We start from the raw sequence: 15,483 nt of genomic DNA on the forward strand, positions 1-15,483 counted from the left end.
CTGGTGCCCGTGCTCACCGGCACGCCCAGGGGTGGGAGGACGCGGGACGAGACGACGACGAACCGCAGCGAGCTGCGCTGGACCGCCGGCCCGGTCGGCCCGTGGCCCGCGCGGCCCGGTGTCGCCGGGGCGCGGCGGCTGGGATGCTCCGCTCGTGCGTCCACAGCAGCGAGCCATCGCCGACGAGCTCGGCGTCGTCCCCGTCATCGACCCCGCCGCCGAGGTCGCGCGGCGCGTGACGTTCCTGCGCGAGTACCTCCGGGCGGCGGGCGCGGCCGGCTACCTGCTCGCCGTCAGCGGCGGCCAGGACTCCACGCTCGCCGGTCGGCTGTGCCAGCTCGCGGTGGAGGCGGCGCGCGCCGACGGCGCCCCCGCCCGGTTCGTCACGGTGCGGATGCCGTACCGCGTCCAGGCCGACGAGGAGGACGCCCAGCTCGCGCTGCGCTTCATCGCCGCCGACGAGGGGCTCACCGTGAACGTCGAGCACGGCGTCGACGGCGTCGTCCGCGACGTGCGCTCCGCCACCGGCGAGCCGCTGAGCGACTTCGTCAAGGGCAACGTCAAGGCGCGGCTGCGGATGGTGGCGCAGTACGCCGTGGCCGGCGAGCAGGGCCTCCTGGTGGTCGGCACCGACCACGCGGCCGAGGCGGTCACCGGGTTCTTCACCAAGCACGGCGACGGCGGCGTGGACCTCGTCCCCCTCGCCGGGCTGACGAAGCGCCAGGGCCGGCAGCTCCTCGAGCACCTCGGGGCGCCCGCCCGGCTCTACGAGAAGGCGCCCACCGCCGACCTGCTCGACGACCAGCCCGGTCAGACCGACGAGGCGAACCTCGGCCTGAGCTACGCCGACATCGACACCTACCTCGAGGGCGGCGACGTGAGCGACGAGGTCGCGGGGGCGATCGAGGCCCGCTACCGGGCCACGGAGCACAAGCGCCGGCTCCCGGCGTCGGCGCGCGACGACTGGTGGCGCTAGGCGGCCCTCCCCGCGGTGGCCGCCCCCGCCGGTGGGGCGGCCACCCGGTTCAGGAGCCCCCGTCCTCCAGCGCCGCCGACACGGCCGCCTCCACGTGCAGCCGCGTCGTCGGGAACAGCCGCACGTCCGTGTCGTCCTGCCGCAGCAGCAGTTCCAGCTCCGTGCAGCCCAGCACGACCCCCTCGCACCCCGCCGCCGCGAGGTCGGCCACGAGCGCCAGGCACGCCGCGCGCGACCCCGCGTCCACGACGCCCCGGCACAGCTCGTCGTAGATGACCCGGTGCACCAGCTCGCGCTGCGCGGGCGCGGGGACGACGACCTCCACCCCGTGGGCGGCCATCCGCTCGCGGTAGGAGTCCTGCTGCACCGTGAACGCGGTGCCCAGCAGGCCGACGCGCGAGGCGCCGGCCGCCCGCACCGCCGCCGCGGTCACGTCCACGATGTGCAGCAGCGGGACGTCCACCGCCTCCTGCAGCGCCCCGGCGACCTCGTGCATCGTGTTCGTGCACAGCACGAGCAGGTCCGCCCCGCCGGCCTCCAGGGCCGCCGCCTCCCGGGCCAGGACCCGCCCCGCCCCGGTCCAGTCGCCCGCGGCCTGCAACCGCTCGATCCGCGCGAAGTCGACCGAGCGCACCAGCAGTTCCGCGGAGCGCAGCCCGCCCAGGCGCTCGCGCACCAGCTCGTTGGCCAGCCGGTAGTACTCCGCGGTGGACTCCCAGCTCATCCCGCCCAGCATCCCGATGGTGCGCACGGACCCTCCTGGTCGTGGTCAGGCACCCTGGTCCGCGCGGCCGGCGGACCGACGAAGGGTGCGGCACCAGCGTGGGGCGGCGCACCAGCGGCCCACCAGAGCGACGTGCTGGGAGGCACCCCCAAGCAGTGGTAGGAGGTGCGCGGCTCAACCGGGGCCGAGGTGCGCGGCGGCGCGGCGCAGGTGGTCGACGAGGGACCGGACGGCGGGCACCTGCGCGCTCTCCGGCGCCAGTCGGGCGCTCACCGCGCGGGTCACCGGCACGGCCGGTGGGCGCACCTCGATGCCCGGCGCGCGGTGCGCCCGCAGCGCCAGGGAGGGCAGGAGGGCGACCGCGCCTGCGGTGGACACGAGGGACTGCACGACCACGTAGTCGTCGGTGCTGTGCTGCACGTCGGGGGTGAACCCGGCGCGGGCGGCGCTGCGCAGCAGGTGCTCCCGGCAGCGCGGGCAGCCCGCGACCCACCGCTCGCCGTCCAGGTCGGCCAGGTCCACCCGCGCGCGCCGGGCCAACCGGTGCCCGGGGGGCAGCACGAGCAGCAGCGGGTCTTCCAGCAGCGGCACCCTCGTCGTCCCGGCCGTGTCCGCCGGGTCGTCGGCGTGCTCGAAGACCACCGCCACGTCGCAGCCGCCGCCGGCCAGGAGCTCCACCGCCCGCGGCGGCTCCAGCTGGCTGAGCCGCACCTCCACGCCGGGGTGCGCTGCGGCCAGGGACGCCACGGCCGCCGGGACGAGGGTGGCGCAGGCGGAGGGGAAGGCGGCCAGGTGGACCTGCCCGGCCCGCAGCCCGGCGAGGTCGGACAGCGCCTCCTCGGCGTCCCGCAGTCGGGCAGCCACCGCCTCGGCGTGGGTCAGCAGCAGGCGGCCGGCGGCCGTGAGGACCACCCCGCGTCCGCGCCGGGCGACGAGAGGGACCCGCAGGTCGCGCTCCAGGCGGCGGACGTGCTGGCTGACCGCGGGCTGGGTCCACCCCAGGGCGCGCGCGGCGCCCGACAGGGACCCGGAGCGGCCGACCTCCAGGAACACCATGAGCCGGTGCGGGTCCAGGGACCTGGGCGGCCGCGGGGGGACGCTCCCGCCCGGCGCGGCCACGGGGGCAGCGCTCGGCGCCGCTCCCTCGCCCCGTCCCGCCACGGCCTCTCCCGGCACCGGGTCATCGAAGCACGTGCGGGCGGGCGCGGCGGTGGGTCCGGGGCGGTGGGTCCGTGGCGGTGGGTCCGGGGCGGTGGGTCCGCCGTCGCCGCACCTCCAAGCAACGCTTGGGTCCCGCCCCCAGTGGTCCGCTCTGGTGGGCGCTGCCGCGCCCGCCGCACCGTGGTCCCGGTGGGCGCGCCGGCACGAGGTCCCGGCCGCACCGCCGTCCCCGTCCCGCCGCGCCCGCCAGGAGGTCCGGCCGTGCCCGCACCCGCCGTCCACGTCGCCGCAGCCCGCCGCTCCGTCCGCCGCCCCGCCCGCCGCCCCGCCCGCACGCTCGCCCTCGCGCGGCGCCACCCCGTGGCGACCTTCGCGGTGCTGGCGCTGGCGGCGACCTGGGCGGTGTGGGTGCCCCGCGCGCTGCACACCCGCGGCGCGCTGCACGCCCCCTGGGCGGTCGACCTGGGAGCGGGGTGGTCCTACGCGCCGGCCGCGGCCGCGGTGGCCGCGGCCGCCCTGGTCAGCGGGCGGCCGGGCCTGCGGGAGCTGGCCCGCCGGTTGGTGCGCTGGCGGGTCGGGGCCCGGTGGTGGGCCGTCGCGCTCGGCGCGCCCCCGCTCGCCTGGGGCCTGACCGGTGCCGCCCACCTGGCGGCCGGGGGAGCGGCCGGCCCGGTGCGCCCGCCGGCCCTGGGAGCCGGGATCGGCGGGGCCGTGCTCCTGCTGCTCCTGCTGTGCCTGACCGACGGTGTCGGCGAGGAGACCGGCTGGCGCGGCTGGGCGCTGCCCCGGCTCCTGGAGCGGACGGGGGCCGCGGCCGCCACCCCGCTGCTGGCCGCGCTGTGGACCGTCTGGCACCTGCCGCTGACGTGGACCGCGGGCACGGCGCTCGCGGGCGCTCCGGTGCCGGTGCTGCTGGCCGAGCTGGTGGTCGCGGCCGCCCTGCACACGGCGCTCCACCTGCGCACCGGGGGCAGCGCCCTGCTCGCGGTCGTCCTGCACGCCAGCGCCAACCTGTTCGCCCTGCCGCCGCCGGCCCGGGGCGGCTCCTGGACGGCCTGGCTGCTCTGCCTCGGTCTCGAGGCGCTCATCGGCGCCGCCGTGTGGCCGCGCTCGCGCACCGGCCGGCGCGGCGCGCCCGTCCGGCCGACCCGTGACGTCTGTCACGGGTGACCCGTGCGCGGCGCCGCGGAACTCGTGAGAGCGCGCACGGGGCCGGGCGCCGGCGCGGCGCGAGGCTGGGAGCAGCCCGCAGGACCCCCTCTTGAGCAGGAGGAACCGTGACCACCGCCCTCGAGAACACCACCACCGGGCCCGGCGCCGGACCCGCCGCCGTGGACGTGCAGGACCTGGAGCGCACCTACGCCTCCGGCGCCCGCGCCGTGCGCGGCATCAGCTTCACCGTCCGCCCCGGCGAGGTGTTCGGCCTCCTCGGCACCAACGGCGCCGGCAAGACCTCCACCGTCGACGTCGTCGCCGGGCTGGCCCGCCCCACCGGCGGCCGCGTGCGGGTGCTCGGCCACGACCCCGTCCGCGAGCGCCGCGTCGTGCGCCCCCGCACCGGTGTCGTCCTGCAGTCCGGCGGGCTGCCGGCCGACCTGACCGTCGAGGAGGCGGCCCGCACGTGGGCGGGCACCCTGTCCCGCAGCCGCCCCGTCGGCGAGGTCCTCGAGGCCGTCGGTCTCACCGCGAAGCTGCGCACGCCGCTGGCGGCGCTGTCGGGCGGGGAGCGCCGGCGCCTGGACCTGGCCGTCGCCCTGCTCGGCCACCCCGACCTGCTGCTGCTGGACGAGCCCACCACGGGCCTGGACGCCGAGAGCCGCCGCTCCGTGTGGGACCTCGTGCGCGAGCTGGTCGCCACCGGCACCGCCGTGCTGCTGACCACCCACCACCTGGAGGAGGCCGAGGAGCTGGCCGACCGCCTGGCCCTCATGCACGCCGGTCGCATCGCCGCCGAGGGCACCCTCGACGAGGTCGTCGCCAGCCACCGCGCCGAGGTGCGCTGGGCCGCCGCCGCCGGGCGCCCGCCCGCCGGGGTCCTGGACCGCGGCGAGGAGGTGCGCGAGGAGGCGCGGCACGTCGTCGTCCGCACCGACCAGCTGCAGCGCACCCTGTCCGCCGTCCTGGCGTGGGCCGAGGCCGAGCGCCTGGTGCTGCCCGAGCTGCGCGCCGTCCCCGCCTCCCTGGAGGCCGCCTTCCTCGCCCTGACCCGCACCACCGACCAGGAGGTCGCCCGATGAGCACCACGAGCACCGCGCCCGTCGTCACCACCACCGCGCCCGCCCGCCGCACCGGCCCGCTGCGCCGCACGTGGGCGCTGGCCCGCGCCGAGGTCCTCCTGCTGCGGCGCAACCGGACCCTGCTGTTCAACGCGGTCCTCACGCCCGTCGGCGTGGTCGCCCTGCTGGCGCTCGTCGGCGACGGGCGGGCGATGACGGGCGAGGTGGCCGCCCGCAGCGTCGGCCTGATGATCGCGATGCTGCTGCTGTTCGTCGTCTACTACAACGTCCTCAGCACCGCCGTCGCCCGCCGCGAAGCCGGTGTGCTGCAACGACTGCGCACCGGTGAGCTCGCCGATGCGGAGGTGCTGGCGGCGGTCTGCGCGCCGGCGGTCGCCCTGACGCTGGCCCAGACGCTGCTGCTGGTCGCGATCGGAGGGCCCGTGCTGGACCTGCCGGTGCCCGCGAACCCGCTCGTCGTGGTGCTCGGGGTTCTGCTGGGCTGCGCCGTCCTGTCCCTGCTGGCGCTGGCCACGGCCACCTGGTCGAAGAACCTGGAGTCCGTGCAGGTGACCAGCCTGCCCGTCATCGCCCTGTGCGTGCTGGGCGCCGGGGTGGCCGTCCCGCTGGACCTGCTGCCCGAGCCCGTGCAGCGCGTCGCGGAGTTCCTGCCCCTGACGCCCGTCGTGGAGCTCGTGCGGACCGGCTGGGTCGGCGAGCCGGACCTCGCCGGTGTCGCGGTCCCCGCCGCGATCGCCCTCGGCTGGGTCGTCGCCGGGGCCCTCGTCGTCCGCGGGGCGTTCCGCTGGTCCCCGCGGGCCTGAGCCGGGACCGGGGACTGGCAGGGTGAGCGCCGTGAGCGTCCCGGACGTCCAGAGCTCCGGCGCCGCAGCGAGCCCGGCGCCGCGCGGCGGGCGGTCCACGCCCGCCGCGCTGGTGCGCCGCTGGCGGGCCGCGGACGACGTGACCCGCATCGAGGTCTACACGCGGGTCTCGTTCGCGGCGATCTGGCTCATCGGCCCGTTCCTCGTCCTCAGCCGCCGCCCCGAGCTGGGGCAGGGGCCCGCGCAGGGCGTCGGGCAGGGCGCCTGGCTGCTCGCGCTGGCCGTGGTCCTCGCGCAGGCCGTCGCGACGGGCGTCCTGGTGGACCGGCAGATCACCGGCGCCCCGCGCACCCGGCGCCACCTGCTGGCGTGGCTGGGCACGAGCGCGCTGGCCGTCGCGGTCGGCGCCGGCACCGGCGGCCCGGAGGCCTCCGGCTGGCGGGTCGTCGTCCTGGCCGCCGCCGCGTTCGTCGGCACGGCGCCGCTGGGGCGGGCCGGCCCGCGCCGGTACCTGCCCGCCGCGCTGGGCGCCGGGCTGCTGGCCGGGGTGCTGGCGCGCCCCCCGGCCGCCTCCTGGGGCGCCGTGGTGGCCCTCGTGGCCGTGGTCGCGCTGTTCGTCGCCTTCACCGCGCAGCTGTCGCTGTGGATCTGCGACGTGGTGCGCCGGCTGGCGCGCGCCGAGCAGGACCGGGCCCGCCTGGCCGTGGCCGAGGAGCGGCTGCGCTTCGCCCGCGACCTGCACGACGTCGTCGGCCGGGACCTGTCCGCCATCGCCGTCACCAGCGACCTCGTCGCCGAGCTGGCCCGCCGCGGGCGCCCCGAGGCCGCCGAGCGGGCCGAGGAGGTGCGCCGCGTCGCGCAGGACTCGCTGCGCCAGGTGCGCGAGGTCGTGCGCGGCTACCGCGGCGTGGACCTGGCCGCCGAGCTGGACGGGGCGGCCGCTCTGCTGCGCTCGGCGGGCGTGCCGTGCACCGTGGAGGTGGCCGGGTCCCTCGGCGAGGTGCCCGCCGACGTCCGCGAGGCGGCGGCGTGGGTGGTGCGCGAGGGCGTGACGAACGTGGTGCGGCACGCGGTGCCCAGCCGCTGCCGGGTGTCGGTGACCGTGGGCGGGCAGGAGGTCGAGGTGCGGGTGGTCAACGACGGCGCGAACCCGGGGACGGGCCGCGGCTCGGGCCTGGAGGGCCTCGCCGAGCGACTGCGGCCCCTGGGCGGGGAGCTGTCCGCCACGGGCCGCGGCGGGGAGTTCACGCTGGTGGCGACGCTGCCGCGGGGAGGTGAGCGGTGAGCGGGGCGAGCGTGCGGGTCCTCCTGGCCGACGACGAGAACCTCGTCCGCAGCGCCGTCGCCGGGCTGCTGGACCTGCAGGACGACATCGAGGTCGTCGCCCAGGCCGCCTCCGGGCCCGAGGCCGTCGCGGCCGCCCGCAAGGCGCTCCCCGACGTCGCCGTCCTCGACCTGCAGATGCCCGGCGCCGACGGCCTGGCCGTGGCTGCGCAGCTGCACGAGCAGGTCCCCGGCTGCCGCACGATGGTCCTCACCAGCCACGGCCGGCCCGGCTACCTCAAGCGGGCGCTGGAGCTGGGCGTGCGCGGGTTCCTGCCCAAGACCGCCTCCGGCGCCGTCCTCGCCGACGCCATCCGCACCGTCGCCGCCGGTGGCCGCTGGGTCGACCCGGAGCTGGCGGCCGACGCCATCGCGGCGGGGGAGAGCCCCCTGACCCCGCGCGAGGCGGACGTGCTGGAGCTGGCCGCCGACGGGGCGCAGGTGGAGGAGATCGCCCTCAGGGTGTCCCTGTCGCCCGGCACCGTGCGCAACCACCTGTCCTCGGCCGTCGGCAAGCTCGGCGTCGCCAACCGCCACGAGGCGGTGGCCGCCGCCCGCCGCGCCGGGTGGATCTGAGCGCGCGCTGCAGGCCGGGCGCCCGGCTGCCGATGGACCAGGACCGGTCCGCCGCACCCGCGCGGCCGCGCACCACAGCTCAGGAGCCGCCGTCCATGTCCCGCACGCTGCGCGCCGCCGTCGCCGACACGCCCGTCGCCGTCCGCATCGCCTCCTCCGTCGTCGTCGGCCTGCTGGCCACCGGGGTGGTCACGGGGGTGGCGGTCTCCCAGCTCGCCGAGGCCCGCGACCAGGCCCACGCCGTCTACGACGTGACCCAGGAGCAGCAGACCGCCGCCACGTTCCGGGTGGCGCTGGAGAAGACCCGCTACGACGCGACCGTCGTCGCCTGGGTGCCCGGCGTCCAGCAGGCCCCGGCCTTCAACCAGGCCTACCGCGACGACGTCGAGGCCGTCGACGACCTGCTGTCCGACTACACCGCCGGCCTGGACGCCGCCGGCCGCGAGCGCCTGCAGCCGCTCGTGGACGCCTGGGGGGCGTGGAAGAGCGCCCAGCAGGAGCTCGTGCAGCTCGGGCAGGCCGGGGACCTCGAGCGCGCCGGGCAGGTCTACGTCGAGGACGTCGCCCCCTCCTGGGAGGCCATCGAGCGCTTCCTCAGCGCCTCGCAGGCCGCCAGCGACGCCGCCGCGGACAGCGCCGTCGGCGCCGCCGACGACGCGGCCTCCCGCGGGCGCCTGCTCGTCGTCCTCATCGCCGTCCTCGGCGCCGTCCTGTCCCTGGGCACCGGCGTGCTCGTCGCGCGCGGCATCACCCGCCCCGTGCAGGAGGTCGGCCGCGTGCTGACCGCCCTGCGCGGCGGTGACCTCACCCAGCGCCCGCAGGTGGACTCCCGCGACGAGGTCGGCCGCATGGCCACCGCGCTCGGGGAGGCCCTGACGTCGCTGCAGGAGGCGCTGCGCGGCGTCGGGCGCAGCTCCGGTGACCTGGCCGGAGCCGCCGACCGCCTCAGCGGCACGGCCGGGGCCATCGCCGGCGCCGCCAGCGAGTCCGCCGCCCAGTCCGGCGCCGTCAGCTCCGCTGCCCGCGACGTCGCGCACAGCGTGCAGACCGCCGCCGCCGGCGGCGGGGAGATGGACGTCAGCATCCGCGAGATCGCGCAGAACGCCTCCGAGGCCGCCCGCGTCGCCGCGCACGCCGTCGCCCAGGCCGAGGCGACCACGGAGACGGTGACCCGGCTGGGCGCCTCCAGCCGCGAGATCAACGACGTCGTCAAGGTCATCACCTCGATCGCGGAGCAGACGAACCTGCTGGCCCTCAACGCCACCATCGAGGCGGCCCGCGCCGGCGAGTCCGGCAAGGGCTTCGCCGTCGTCGCCGGCGAGGTCAAGGAGCTGGCCCAGGGCACCGCCCGCGCCACCGAGGACATCGCCCGCCGCGTGGAGGCCATCCAGGCCGACACCGAGGGCGCCGTCGCCGCCATCCGCGAGATCTCCGAGACGATCGCCACCATCAGCGACTTCCAGACCACCATCGCCTCGGCGGTGGAGGAGCAGACCGCCACGACGAACGAGATGTCCCGCTCGGTCTCGGAGGCCTCGGCCGGCGTGGGCAGCATCGCCACGAACATCGACGCGGTCGCGCACGCCGCGCGCGCCACCACCGACGCGGTCGCCGAGTCGCAGCGCGCCACCGCCGAGCTGACCCGCATGTCGGGCGAGCTGCAGACCCTGGTCGGCCGCTTCCGCGTCTGACGCCGCACCGCCCGCGCGCGAGCGCCCCGGCCCCCTCGCGGGGACCGGGGCGCTCGCGCGTCCGGGAGGGCGTCAGGCCTTGGCGACCTGCACGACCGCCCAGGACAGCGGCGGCAGGACGACGGTGGCGACGCCGTCGGCGACGGTGACGTCCTGCAGCGGGCGCAGGCCCACGGCGTCGTGGGCGCCCTCGAGGTTCGTGGTGTGCCGGTCCTGGCCCTCGGTGGCGGCCAGCACCTTCGCCGTGACGACCTTCGAGACGTCGAAGCCGCGCAGCGACACGTCGACCTTCGCGGAGTCGGCCAGGTCGCGGTTGGCCAGGAACAGCGAGACGGTCGAGGTCTCCTCGTCCCAGGTGGCCGAGGCGTCCACGACGTCGACGTCGCCGTACTTGTCGGACTCGTACTTGTCGGACGTGGCCGCCACCCGCAGCACCTCGCCCGTGGCCAGGCGGCGCACCTGCTCGAACGGGTGGGCGATCGTCTGCTTCCACGCGTCGCCGCCGGGCTCGCTGCGCAGCAGGCCGATGACGTTGACGAGCTGGGCCTGCGCGCCGATGGTCACGCGGTCGCTGTGGCGCAGCAGGGAGTTCAGCAGGGTGCCGACGACGACGGCGTCGGTGATCGAGTACTCGTCCTCGATGACGCGCGGGGCCACGTCCCACGGCTGGACGCCGGGGGCGTGGTGCGGGCGAGACTGGTACCAGACGTTCCACTCGTCGAAGCTCAGGTTGATCTTCTTGGAGTGCTTGCCGCGCGCGCGCACGGCGTCGGCCGTCGCGACGACCTGCTCGATGAACAGGTCCATGTCGACCGCCGAGCCGAGGAAGCTGGCGACGTCGCCGTCCTTCTCCTCGTAGTACGCGTGCAGCGAGACGTAGTCGACGGCGTCGTAGGACAGCTCCAGGACCGTCGACTCCCACGCGCCGAACGTCGGCATCGAGCGGCTGGAGGACCCGACCGCCACGAGCTCGATGTCGGGGTCGATGCTGCGCATCGCCATGCCGGTCTCGTGGGCGAGGCGGCCGTACTCGGCGGCGGTCTTGTGGCCGGTCTGCCAGGGACCGTCGAGCTCGTTGCCCAGGCACCAGAGCTTGATGCCGAACGGGTCCTTCGAGCCGTGCGCGACGCGCAGGTCGGAGTACTTCGACCCGGAGGCGATGTTGGAGTACTCCAGCAGGTTGCAGGCGTCCTGCAGGCCGCGGGTGCCGAGGTTGACGGCCATCATCGGCTCGGTGTCCACGGCGCGCGCCCAGGCGTCGAACTCGGCCAGGCCGAACTGGTTGGTCTCGGTCGAGCGCCACGCGCGGTCCAGGCGGCGGGGCCGCTCCTCGCGCGGGCCGACGGAGTCCTCCCACTCGAAGCCGGAGACGAAGTTGCCGCCGGGGTAGCGCACGACCGTCGGGCCGAGCTCCTTGGTCAGCTCCAGCACGTCGGTGCGGAAGCCGTTCTCGTCGGCGCTGGGGTGCTCCGGCTCGAAGATGCCGGTGTAGACGCAGCGGCCCATGTGCTCGACGAACGAGCCGAAGAGCCGGCGGGGGACCGGGCCGACGGTGAAGCCGGGGTCCAGGGTGAGCTTCGCGGTGCGCACGGTGTCGTCCTCTCGGGGTGGGGTGATCGGTGGTGGGTCGTGCCTAGCGTCCGCCGAGGCCGGTGGTGGCGACCCCGCGGATGATCTGTCGCTGGAACAGCATGAACACGATGATGAGGGGCAGGCCGGCCAGGAGCGCGGAGGCCATGACCTGCGCGTAGCGGACGCCGAAGCTGGACTGCACCTGGACGAGCCCGACGGGCAGCGTCATGAGGTCCGGGTTGGACGTGATGATGAACGGCCACAGGAAGTTGTTCCAGGCGCCGATGAACACGAAGATCGAGACCGCGGCCAGGATCGACCGGGACAGCGGCAGCACGATCTGCCAGAAGATCCGGAAGGAGCTCGCGCCGTCGACGCGGGCGGCCTCCTCCAGCTCGACCGGGATGCCGTCGAAGAACGCCTTGAGGATGAACACCATGGTGGGCACCGCGAGCTGCGGCAGGATGATGCCCCAGTAGGTGTCGGCGAGGTCCAGGGCGAGCATCTCCTGGTACAGCGGCACGATGAGGATCTGCGGCGGCACCATGATCCCGGCGACGACGAGGCCGAACAGCAGGCCCCGGCCGCGGAAGCTGCACCGGGAGAAGCCGTAGGCGGCCAGCGCGGAGACGGCGACGGTCAGGACCGTGACGACGACCGCCACCAGCGTGGAGTTCACGAACCAGGTGATGAGGTTGTCGTTCGACAGCACCGAGGAGTACGCGGCGCCGGTGAAGCCCGTCTCGGGGACCAGCTCCAGCGGGACGTTCGTCGTCTCCGACTCGGGCTTGAGCGAGGTGATGAGCGCCCAGGCCAGCGGCGCCAGCCACAGGGCGGCGACGACGGCGAGGGCCGTGAGCACCAGGGCGCGCGAGAGCGTGGAGCGGTGCTGCACCCGCCCGCCGTCGGTCCGGCCGGCCGGCGCCTCGTCGGGGGCGGCGGTGGTGAGGGTGGTCATGCGGAGGTCCTCCCGCGGCGGCGGCTGATCGCGAACTGGGCGACCGACACGACGATGATGAGGGCGAAGAACATGTAGGAGACGGCCGAGGCGTACCCGAGCCGGTAGTTCACGAACCCGGTGTCGTAGACGTACTGCAGGATCGGGGCGGCCCGCCCACCGGGGCCGCCGGAGCCGCCGAAGAGGATGTAGGCCTGGTCGAAGATCTTCAGCGACGACAGCACCTGCAGGATGAGGACGAGCACGGTGGTCGTGCGCAGCAGCGGCAGCGTGATGGAGACGGTCTTGCGCCAGCCGCCGGCGCCGTCCAGCGACGCCGCCTCGTAGACCGACTCGGGGATGGCCTGCAGGGCCGACAGGTACAGCAGGAAGTTGAAGCCGACGGTCCACCACACCGTGATGAGGACGACCGACAGCAGGGCGACGGACTCGTCGGTGAGCCAGCCGACGGCCGGCAGGCCGACCGCGCCGAGCACGTTGTTGAGGAAGCCGAAGTCGCCCTGCATGAGCCAGTTCCAGACGAGCACCACGGTCGAGACCGGGAGCAGGAACGGCGCGAAGAAGGAGAACCGCCAGAACCACTGCCCCTTGGCGCCCGTGTGCACGAGCAGCGCCATGACGAGCGCGACCAGGATGAGCGGCACCGTCGACAGGACGGTGAACAGCAGCGTGACGCCGAGCGTCTGCCACACCCGGGCGTCGCCGAGCATCTCGGCGTAGTTGTCGAGCCCGACGAAGGACGGCGCCGCGCCGGCCAGGCTGACGTTGAAGAAGCTCATCCCGAACCCGTAGAGCACCGGGAAGACCGTGAAGGCGGCGTAGACGAGGAGGAAGGGGAGGACGAACCAGAACCCGCCGCGGTTCGTCGCGAGCGACGGCGTGCGGCGCGGCCTGCTGGTCCGCGGCGGCGGGACGACCGTGCGCCCGCTCGTGGTGGTTGCCATGGGTGTACCTCGGTGTACCTCGGGGAGCGGGCCGGTCAGACCGGGCTGGGGATGGCGAGCTGCTGGTCGAGCCAGGTGACGAGGGCGTCGGTGGCCTGCTCGGGGGTCTGCGCGCGCGTGCAGACGCCGAGGACGAGCTGCCCCCCGTAGGACATCAGCTGCGACCCGGAACCGGAGAAGTAGGCGACCGGGTCGAACTCGACGACCTCCGCGGCGCCGGCGTAGTTCGCCTGCGGTTGCAGCTCCTGGTACTCCGCGCTCTGCACGACGTCCTGCAGGGCCGGGATGTGACCGCCCTGCGCCCAGGTGTCGCTGTTGCGCAGCATGGACGCCGCCATGTCGTAGGCGGCCGAGCGCCGGGCGGGGTCCAGGGAGGACTGGCGGGGCAGCACGAAGCTGTGGCTGTCGGCGCGGACGTACGGGGTGTCGCCGAAGACGGCCGGGAACTGCACCATCGTGAACGGGATGCCCGCGGTCTGCGCCGTGACGATCTCCCAGGGGCCGAGCATGAACAGCCCGGCCTGCTCGCTGGCGAACACGGCCGGCGCGGCCGGTCCGTCGAGGGTGGGCGAGCAGACGGTGCCGTCGGTCATGTCGCGCAGGAAGGAGAACGTCGAGACCATCGCCTCGCGGTCCACCTGCGCGCTGCCGCCGACGGGCAGCTCGATGTTCCCGCCCTGCTGGCGGTACAGCGACCAGAACAGCATCCAGCTCGCCAGCCCGTCGGCGGCGGCCCACGAGATGCCGGTGGAACCGGTGACCTCTGCCAGGCGCCGCCCGGCGTCGAGGAACGCCTCGGGGGAGCCCAGGTCGACGAGCTGCCCATCGCCGTCGAGCAGGCCCGCCCGGTCGCACAGGTCGGTGTTCACGTAGAGGACCAGCGGGTGGGTGTCCAGCGGCAGGGCGAACAGCTGGCCGTCGACCGTGGCGCTGTCCCACACCGGTGCGGGGAAGGAGTCGGCGCTGATCCCGCGGGCCTCGAGCTCGTCGAGGTCGAACGGGTCGAGCAGGTGCGCGGCGAAGGCCGGCAACCGCGACAGGTGCATCGAGGCCAGGTCGGGCGCGCGCCCGCCGGCGCAGGCCATCGCCAGCTTGGTGTAGTACGGCGCGCCCCACATGAGCGTGGTGTCGGTGACGGTGACGTCCGGCGCCTCGGAGCGGTAGGCGTTGACGAGGTCGACCATCCGCTCGCCGTCGCCGCCGGTGAAGAAGTTCCAGTACGCCAGTTCGGTGCCGGCGGCGGTCCCGACGACGGGGGTCGCGCAGGAGGCGAGACCCACCGTGCCGGCACCGGCCGCGGCGAGTCCCGCTGCGCGCAGGACGGACCTGCGCGAGGGGGTGGTGCGGGTCATCCTCGACCTCCGGGCCATCTGCTTTACAACGTTGAACGCATGGAACACGCACTCGGCCGGAAGGTCAAGCGGCCAGCGCGGAGCGGGTGCGATGATGCGCGGGTGCCCACTGCCCGAGCGACGACGCTGCGTGATGTGGCTGTTGCCGCGGGTGTGTCGATCAAGACGGTGTCCAACGTCGTCAACGACCACCCGCACGTCCGGCCCGAGATGCGCGCGCGCGTGCGCGCGGTCATCGACCAGCTCGACTACCGCCCCAACGGGATCGGCCGCCAGCTGCGGCAGGGCCGCAGCGGCCTCGTCGCCCTCGCGGTGCCCAACGTCACCAGCTCCTACTACGGGGAGCTGACCTCCGAACTGGTGCGCACCGCCCGCGAGCGCGGGCTGACCCTCATCGTCGAGCAGACCGACGCCGACCTCGAGCGCGAGCGCGAGGTCAGCGACGGCTTCCCCGTCCGCATGGTCGACGGGCTCGTCTTCGTGCCGCTGACCATCCCCGTCGAGGAGCTCTCCCGCCGGCGCGACACCACCCCGGCCGTCGTCATCGGCGAGAACGGCGAGGGCGTCGGCCTCGACCGCGTCACCATCGACTCCGCCGGCATCGGCGACACCGCCACCCGCCACCTGCTCGACTCCGGCCGCCGGTGCGTGGCCTTCCTCGGCGACAAGGGCGACGACCGCCCGCCCGTGGTCGCCCAGCGCGTCGCCGGCTACCGCCGGGCCCTGCGCCGCGCGGGCGTGCCCTTCGACTCCTCGCTGCTGCGGGCGACGCCGGAGTGGGAGCGCGTCCACGGCTACGACGGCGCCCGGGCGCTGCTGGCCGAGCGCCCCGACGTGGACGCCGTCTTCGCCGCCAACGACCTGCTCGCCTCCGGCGCCGTGCGGGCGCTGACCGAGCTGGGCCGCCGGGTGCCCGACGACGTCGCCGTCGTCGGCGTCGACGACGTGGAGGAGGCCCGGTACTCGACCCCGTCGCTGACCACGGTGGCCCTGGACCGCGCCGAGATCGCCCGCCTCGCCCTCGGCCTGCTCGCCGCGCGCCTGGCCGGCGACGACTCCCCGCCCAAGCTGGTCACCGCGTCCCACCACCTCGTCGTGCGCGAGAGCGCCCCCGCCTGAGCGCCGGGCAGGGCGTGCGCGCGGGCGGCCGCGCGGGCAGGATCGCG

The 15,483-nt window shown here is 75.6% G+C and carries 14 protein-coding genes; 8 read left to right on the plus strand and 6 right to left on the minus strand.

Features of this window, described 5'->3' with window-relative positions; all coding sequences use genetic code 11:
• Positions 1–154: 154 nt before the first annotated feature.
• The gene (gene nadE / locus ACRYMY_RS12980) at positions 155–976 is read left to right on the plus strand and encodes an ammonia-dependent NAD(+) synthetase (RefSeq protein ID WP_432547676.1); all 822 of its coding nucleotides are present in this window, start codon (positions 155–157) and stop codon (positions 974–976) included.
• Between the two features lie 49 nt (positions 977–1,025).
• Here the strand turns inward: nadE and ACRYMY_RS12985 are convergent, their stop codons facing one another.
• Both ACRYMY_RS12985 and ACRYMY_RS12990 read right to left on the minus strand, forming a co-directional pair.
• Positions 1,026–1,727 carry an aspartate/glutamate racemase family protein gene (locus ACRYMY_RS12985; RefSeq protein ID WP_432547677.1) on the minus strand — a complete coding sequence of 234 codons (702 nt, stop codon included), beginning with the start codon at positions 1,725–1,727 and terminating at the stop codon, positions 1,026–1,028.
• Positions 1,728–1,874: 147 nt separating this feature from the next.
• On the minus strand, positions 1,875–2,756 hold the full coding sequence (locus tag ACRYMY_RS12990; RefSeq protein WP_432547678.1) for a LysR family transcriptional regulator: 882 nt from the start codon (positions 2,754–2,756) through the stop codon (positions 1,875–1,877).
• A 366-nt stretch (positions 2,757–3,122) separates the two neighbouring features.
• On the opposite strand from ACRYMY_RS12990, the gene ACRYMY_RS12995 reads away from it, so the two are divergent.
• The 6 genes from ACRYMY_RS12995 to ACRYMY_RS13020 all read left to right on the plus strand — a co-directional run bounded on the left by ACRYMY_RS12995 (position 3,123) and on the right by ACRYMY_RS13020 (position 9,491).
• On the plus strand, positions 3,123–4,031 hold the full coding sequence (locus tag ACRYMY_RS12995; RefSeq protein WP_432547679.1) for a CPBP family intramembrane glutamic endopeptidase: 909 nt from the start codon (positions 3,123–3,125) through the stop codon (positions 4,029–4,031).
• A gap of 107 nt (positions 4,032–4,138) precedes the next feature.
• A complete protein-coding gene (locus ACRYMY_RS13000; protein WP_432547680.1) occupies positions 4,139–5,098 on the plus strand; it encodes an ABC transporter ATP-binding protein in 960 nt (319 codons plus the stop codon).
• Positions 5,095–5,901 carry an ABC transporter permease gene (locus ACRYMY_RS13005; RefSeq protein WP_432547681.1) on the plus strand — a complete coding sequence of 269 codons (807 nt, stop codon included), beginning with the start codon at positions 5,095–5,097 and terminating at the stop codon, positions 5,899–5,901. Before ACRYMY_RS13000 ends, ACRYMY_RS13005 begins: the two co-directional genes overlap by 4 nt.
• A 31-nt stretch (positions 5,902–5,932) precedes the next feature.
• Positions 5,933–7,186, plus strand: coding sequence for a sensor histidine kinase (locus ACRYMY_RS13010; protein ID WP_432547682.1), 1,254 nt, complete (start codon positions 5,933–5,935; stop codon positions 7,184–7,186).
• Positions 7,183–7,800, plus strand: a complete 618-nt coding sequence (locus ACRYMY_RS13015) for a response regulator (RefSeq protein WP_432547683.1) — start codon at positions 7,183–7,185, stop codon at positions 7,798–7,800. The genes ACRYMY_RS13010 and ACRYMY_RS13015 overlap by 4 nt, the downstream gene beginning before the upstream one ends.
• A gap of 95 nt (positions 7,801–7,895) precedes the next feature.
• Positions 7,896–9,491, plus strand: a complete 1,596-nt coding sequence (locus ACRYMY_RS13020; protein ID WP_432547684.1) for a methyl-accepting chemotaxis protein — start codon at positions 7,896–7,898, stop codon at positions 9,489–9,491.
• Between the two features lie 72 nt (positions 9,492–9,563).
• On the opposite strand, the gene arfA is transcribed toward ACRYMY_RS13020, so the two are convergent.
• Genes arfA through ACRYMY_RS13040 form a run of 4 tightly spaced genes read right to left on the minus strand, consistent with a single transcriptional unit; the run spans position 9,564 to position 14,317 of the window.
• Entirely contained in the window at positions 9,564–11,081 is a 1,518-nt protein-coding gene (gene arfA, locus ACRYMY_RS13025; protein ID WP_432547685.1) for an arabinosylfuranosidase ArfA, read from the minus strand.
• Between the two features lie 43 nt (positions 11,082–11,124).
• Positions 11,125–12,021: a carbohydrate ABC transporter permease gene (locus ACRYMY_RS13030; protein ID WP_432547686.1), complete on the minus strand. Its 897-nt coding sequence runs from the start codon at positions 12,019–12,021 to the stop codon at positions 11,125–11,127.
• The gene (locus ACRYMY_RS13035; protein ID WP_432547687.1) at positions 12,018–12,965 is read right to left on the minus strand and encodes a carbohydrate ABC transporter permease; all 948 of its coding nucleotides are present in this window, start codon (positions 12,963–12,965) and stop codon (positions 12,018–12,020) included. Before ACRYMY_RS13035 ends, ACRYMY_RS13030 begins: the two co-directional genes overlap by 4 nt.
• A gap of 35 nt (positions 12,966–13,000) precedes the next feature.
• The gene (locus ACRYMY_RS13040) at positions 13,001–14,317 is read right to left on the minus strand and encodes an extracellular solute-binding protein (RefSeq protein WP_432547688.1); all 1,317 of its coding nucleotides are present in this window, start codon (positions 14,315–14,317) and stop codon (positions 13,001–13,003) included.
• Positions 14,318–14,452: 135 nt separating this feature from the next.
• Between ACRYMY_RS13040 and ACRYMY_RS13045 the strand changes: the two genes are divergently transcribed.
• Entirely contained in the window at positions 14,453–15,436 is a 984-nt protein-coding gene (locus ACRYMY_RS13045) for a LacI family DNA-binding transcriptional regulator (protein ID WP_432547689.1), read from the plus strand.
• Positions 15,437–15,483 lie beyond the last annotated feature (47 nt).

The sequence above is a fragment of the Kineococcus haloalkalitolerans genome (assembly GCF_050871905.1).
Lineage (GTDB): Bacteria > Actinomycetota > Actinomycetes > Actinomycetales > Kineococcaceae > Kineococcus.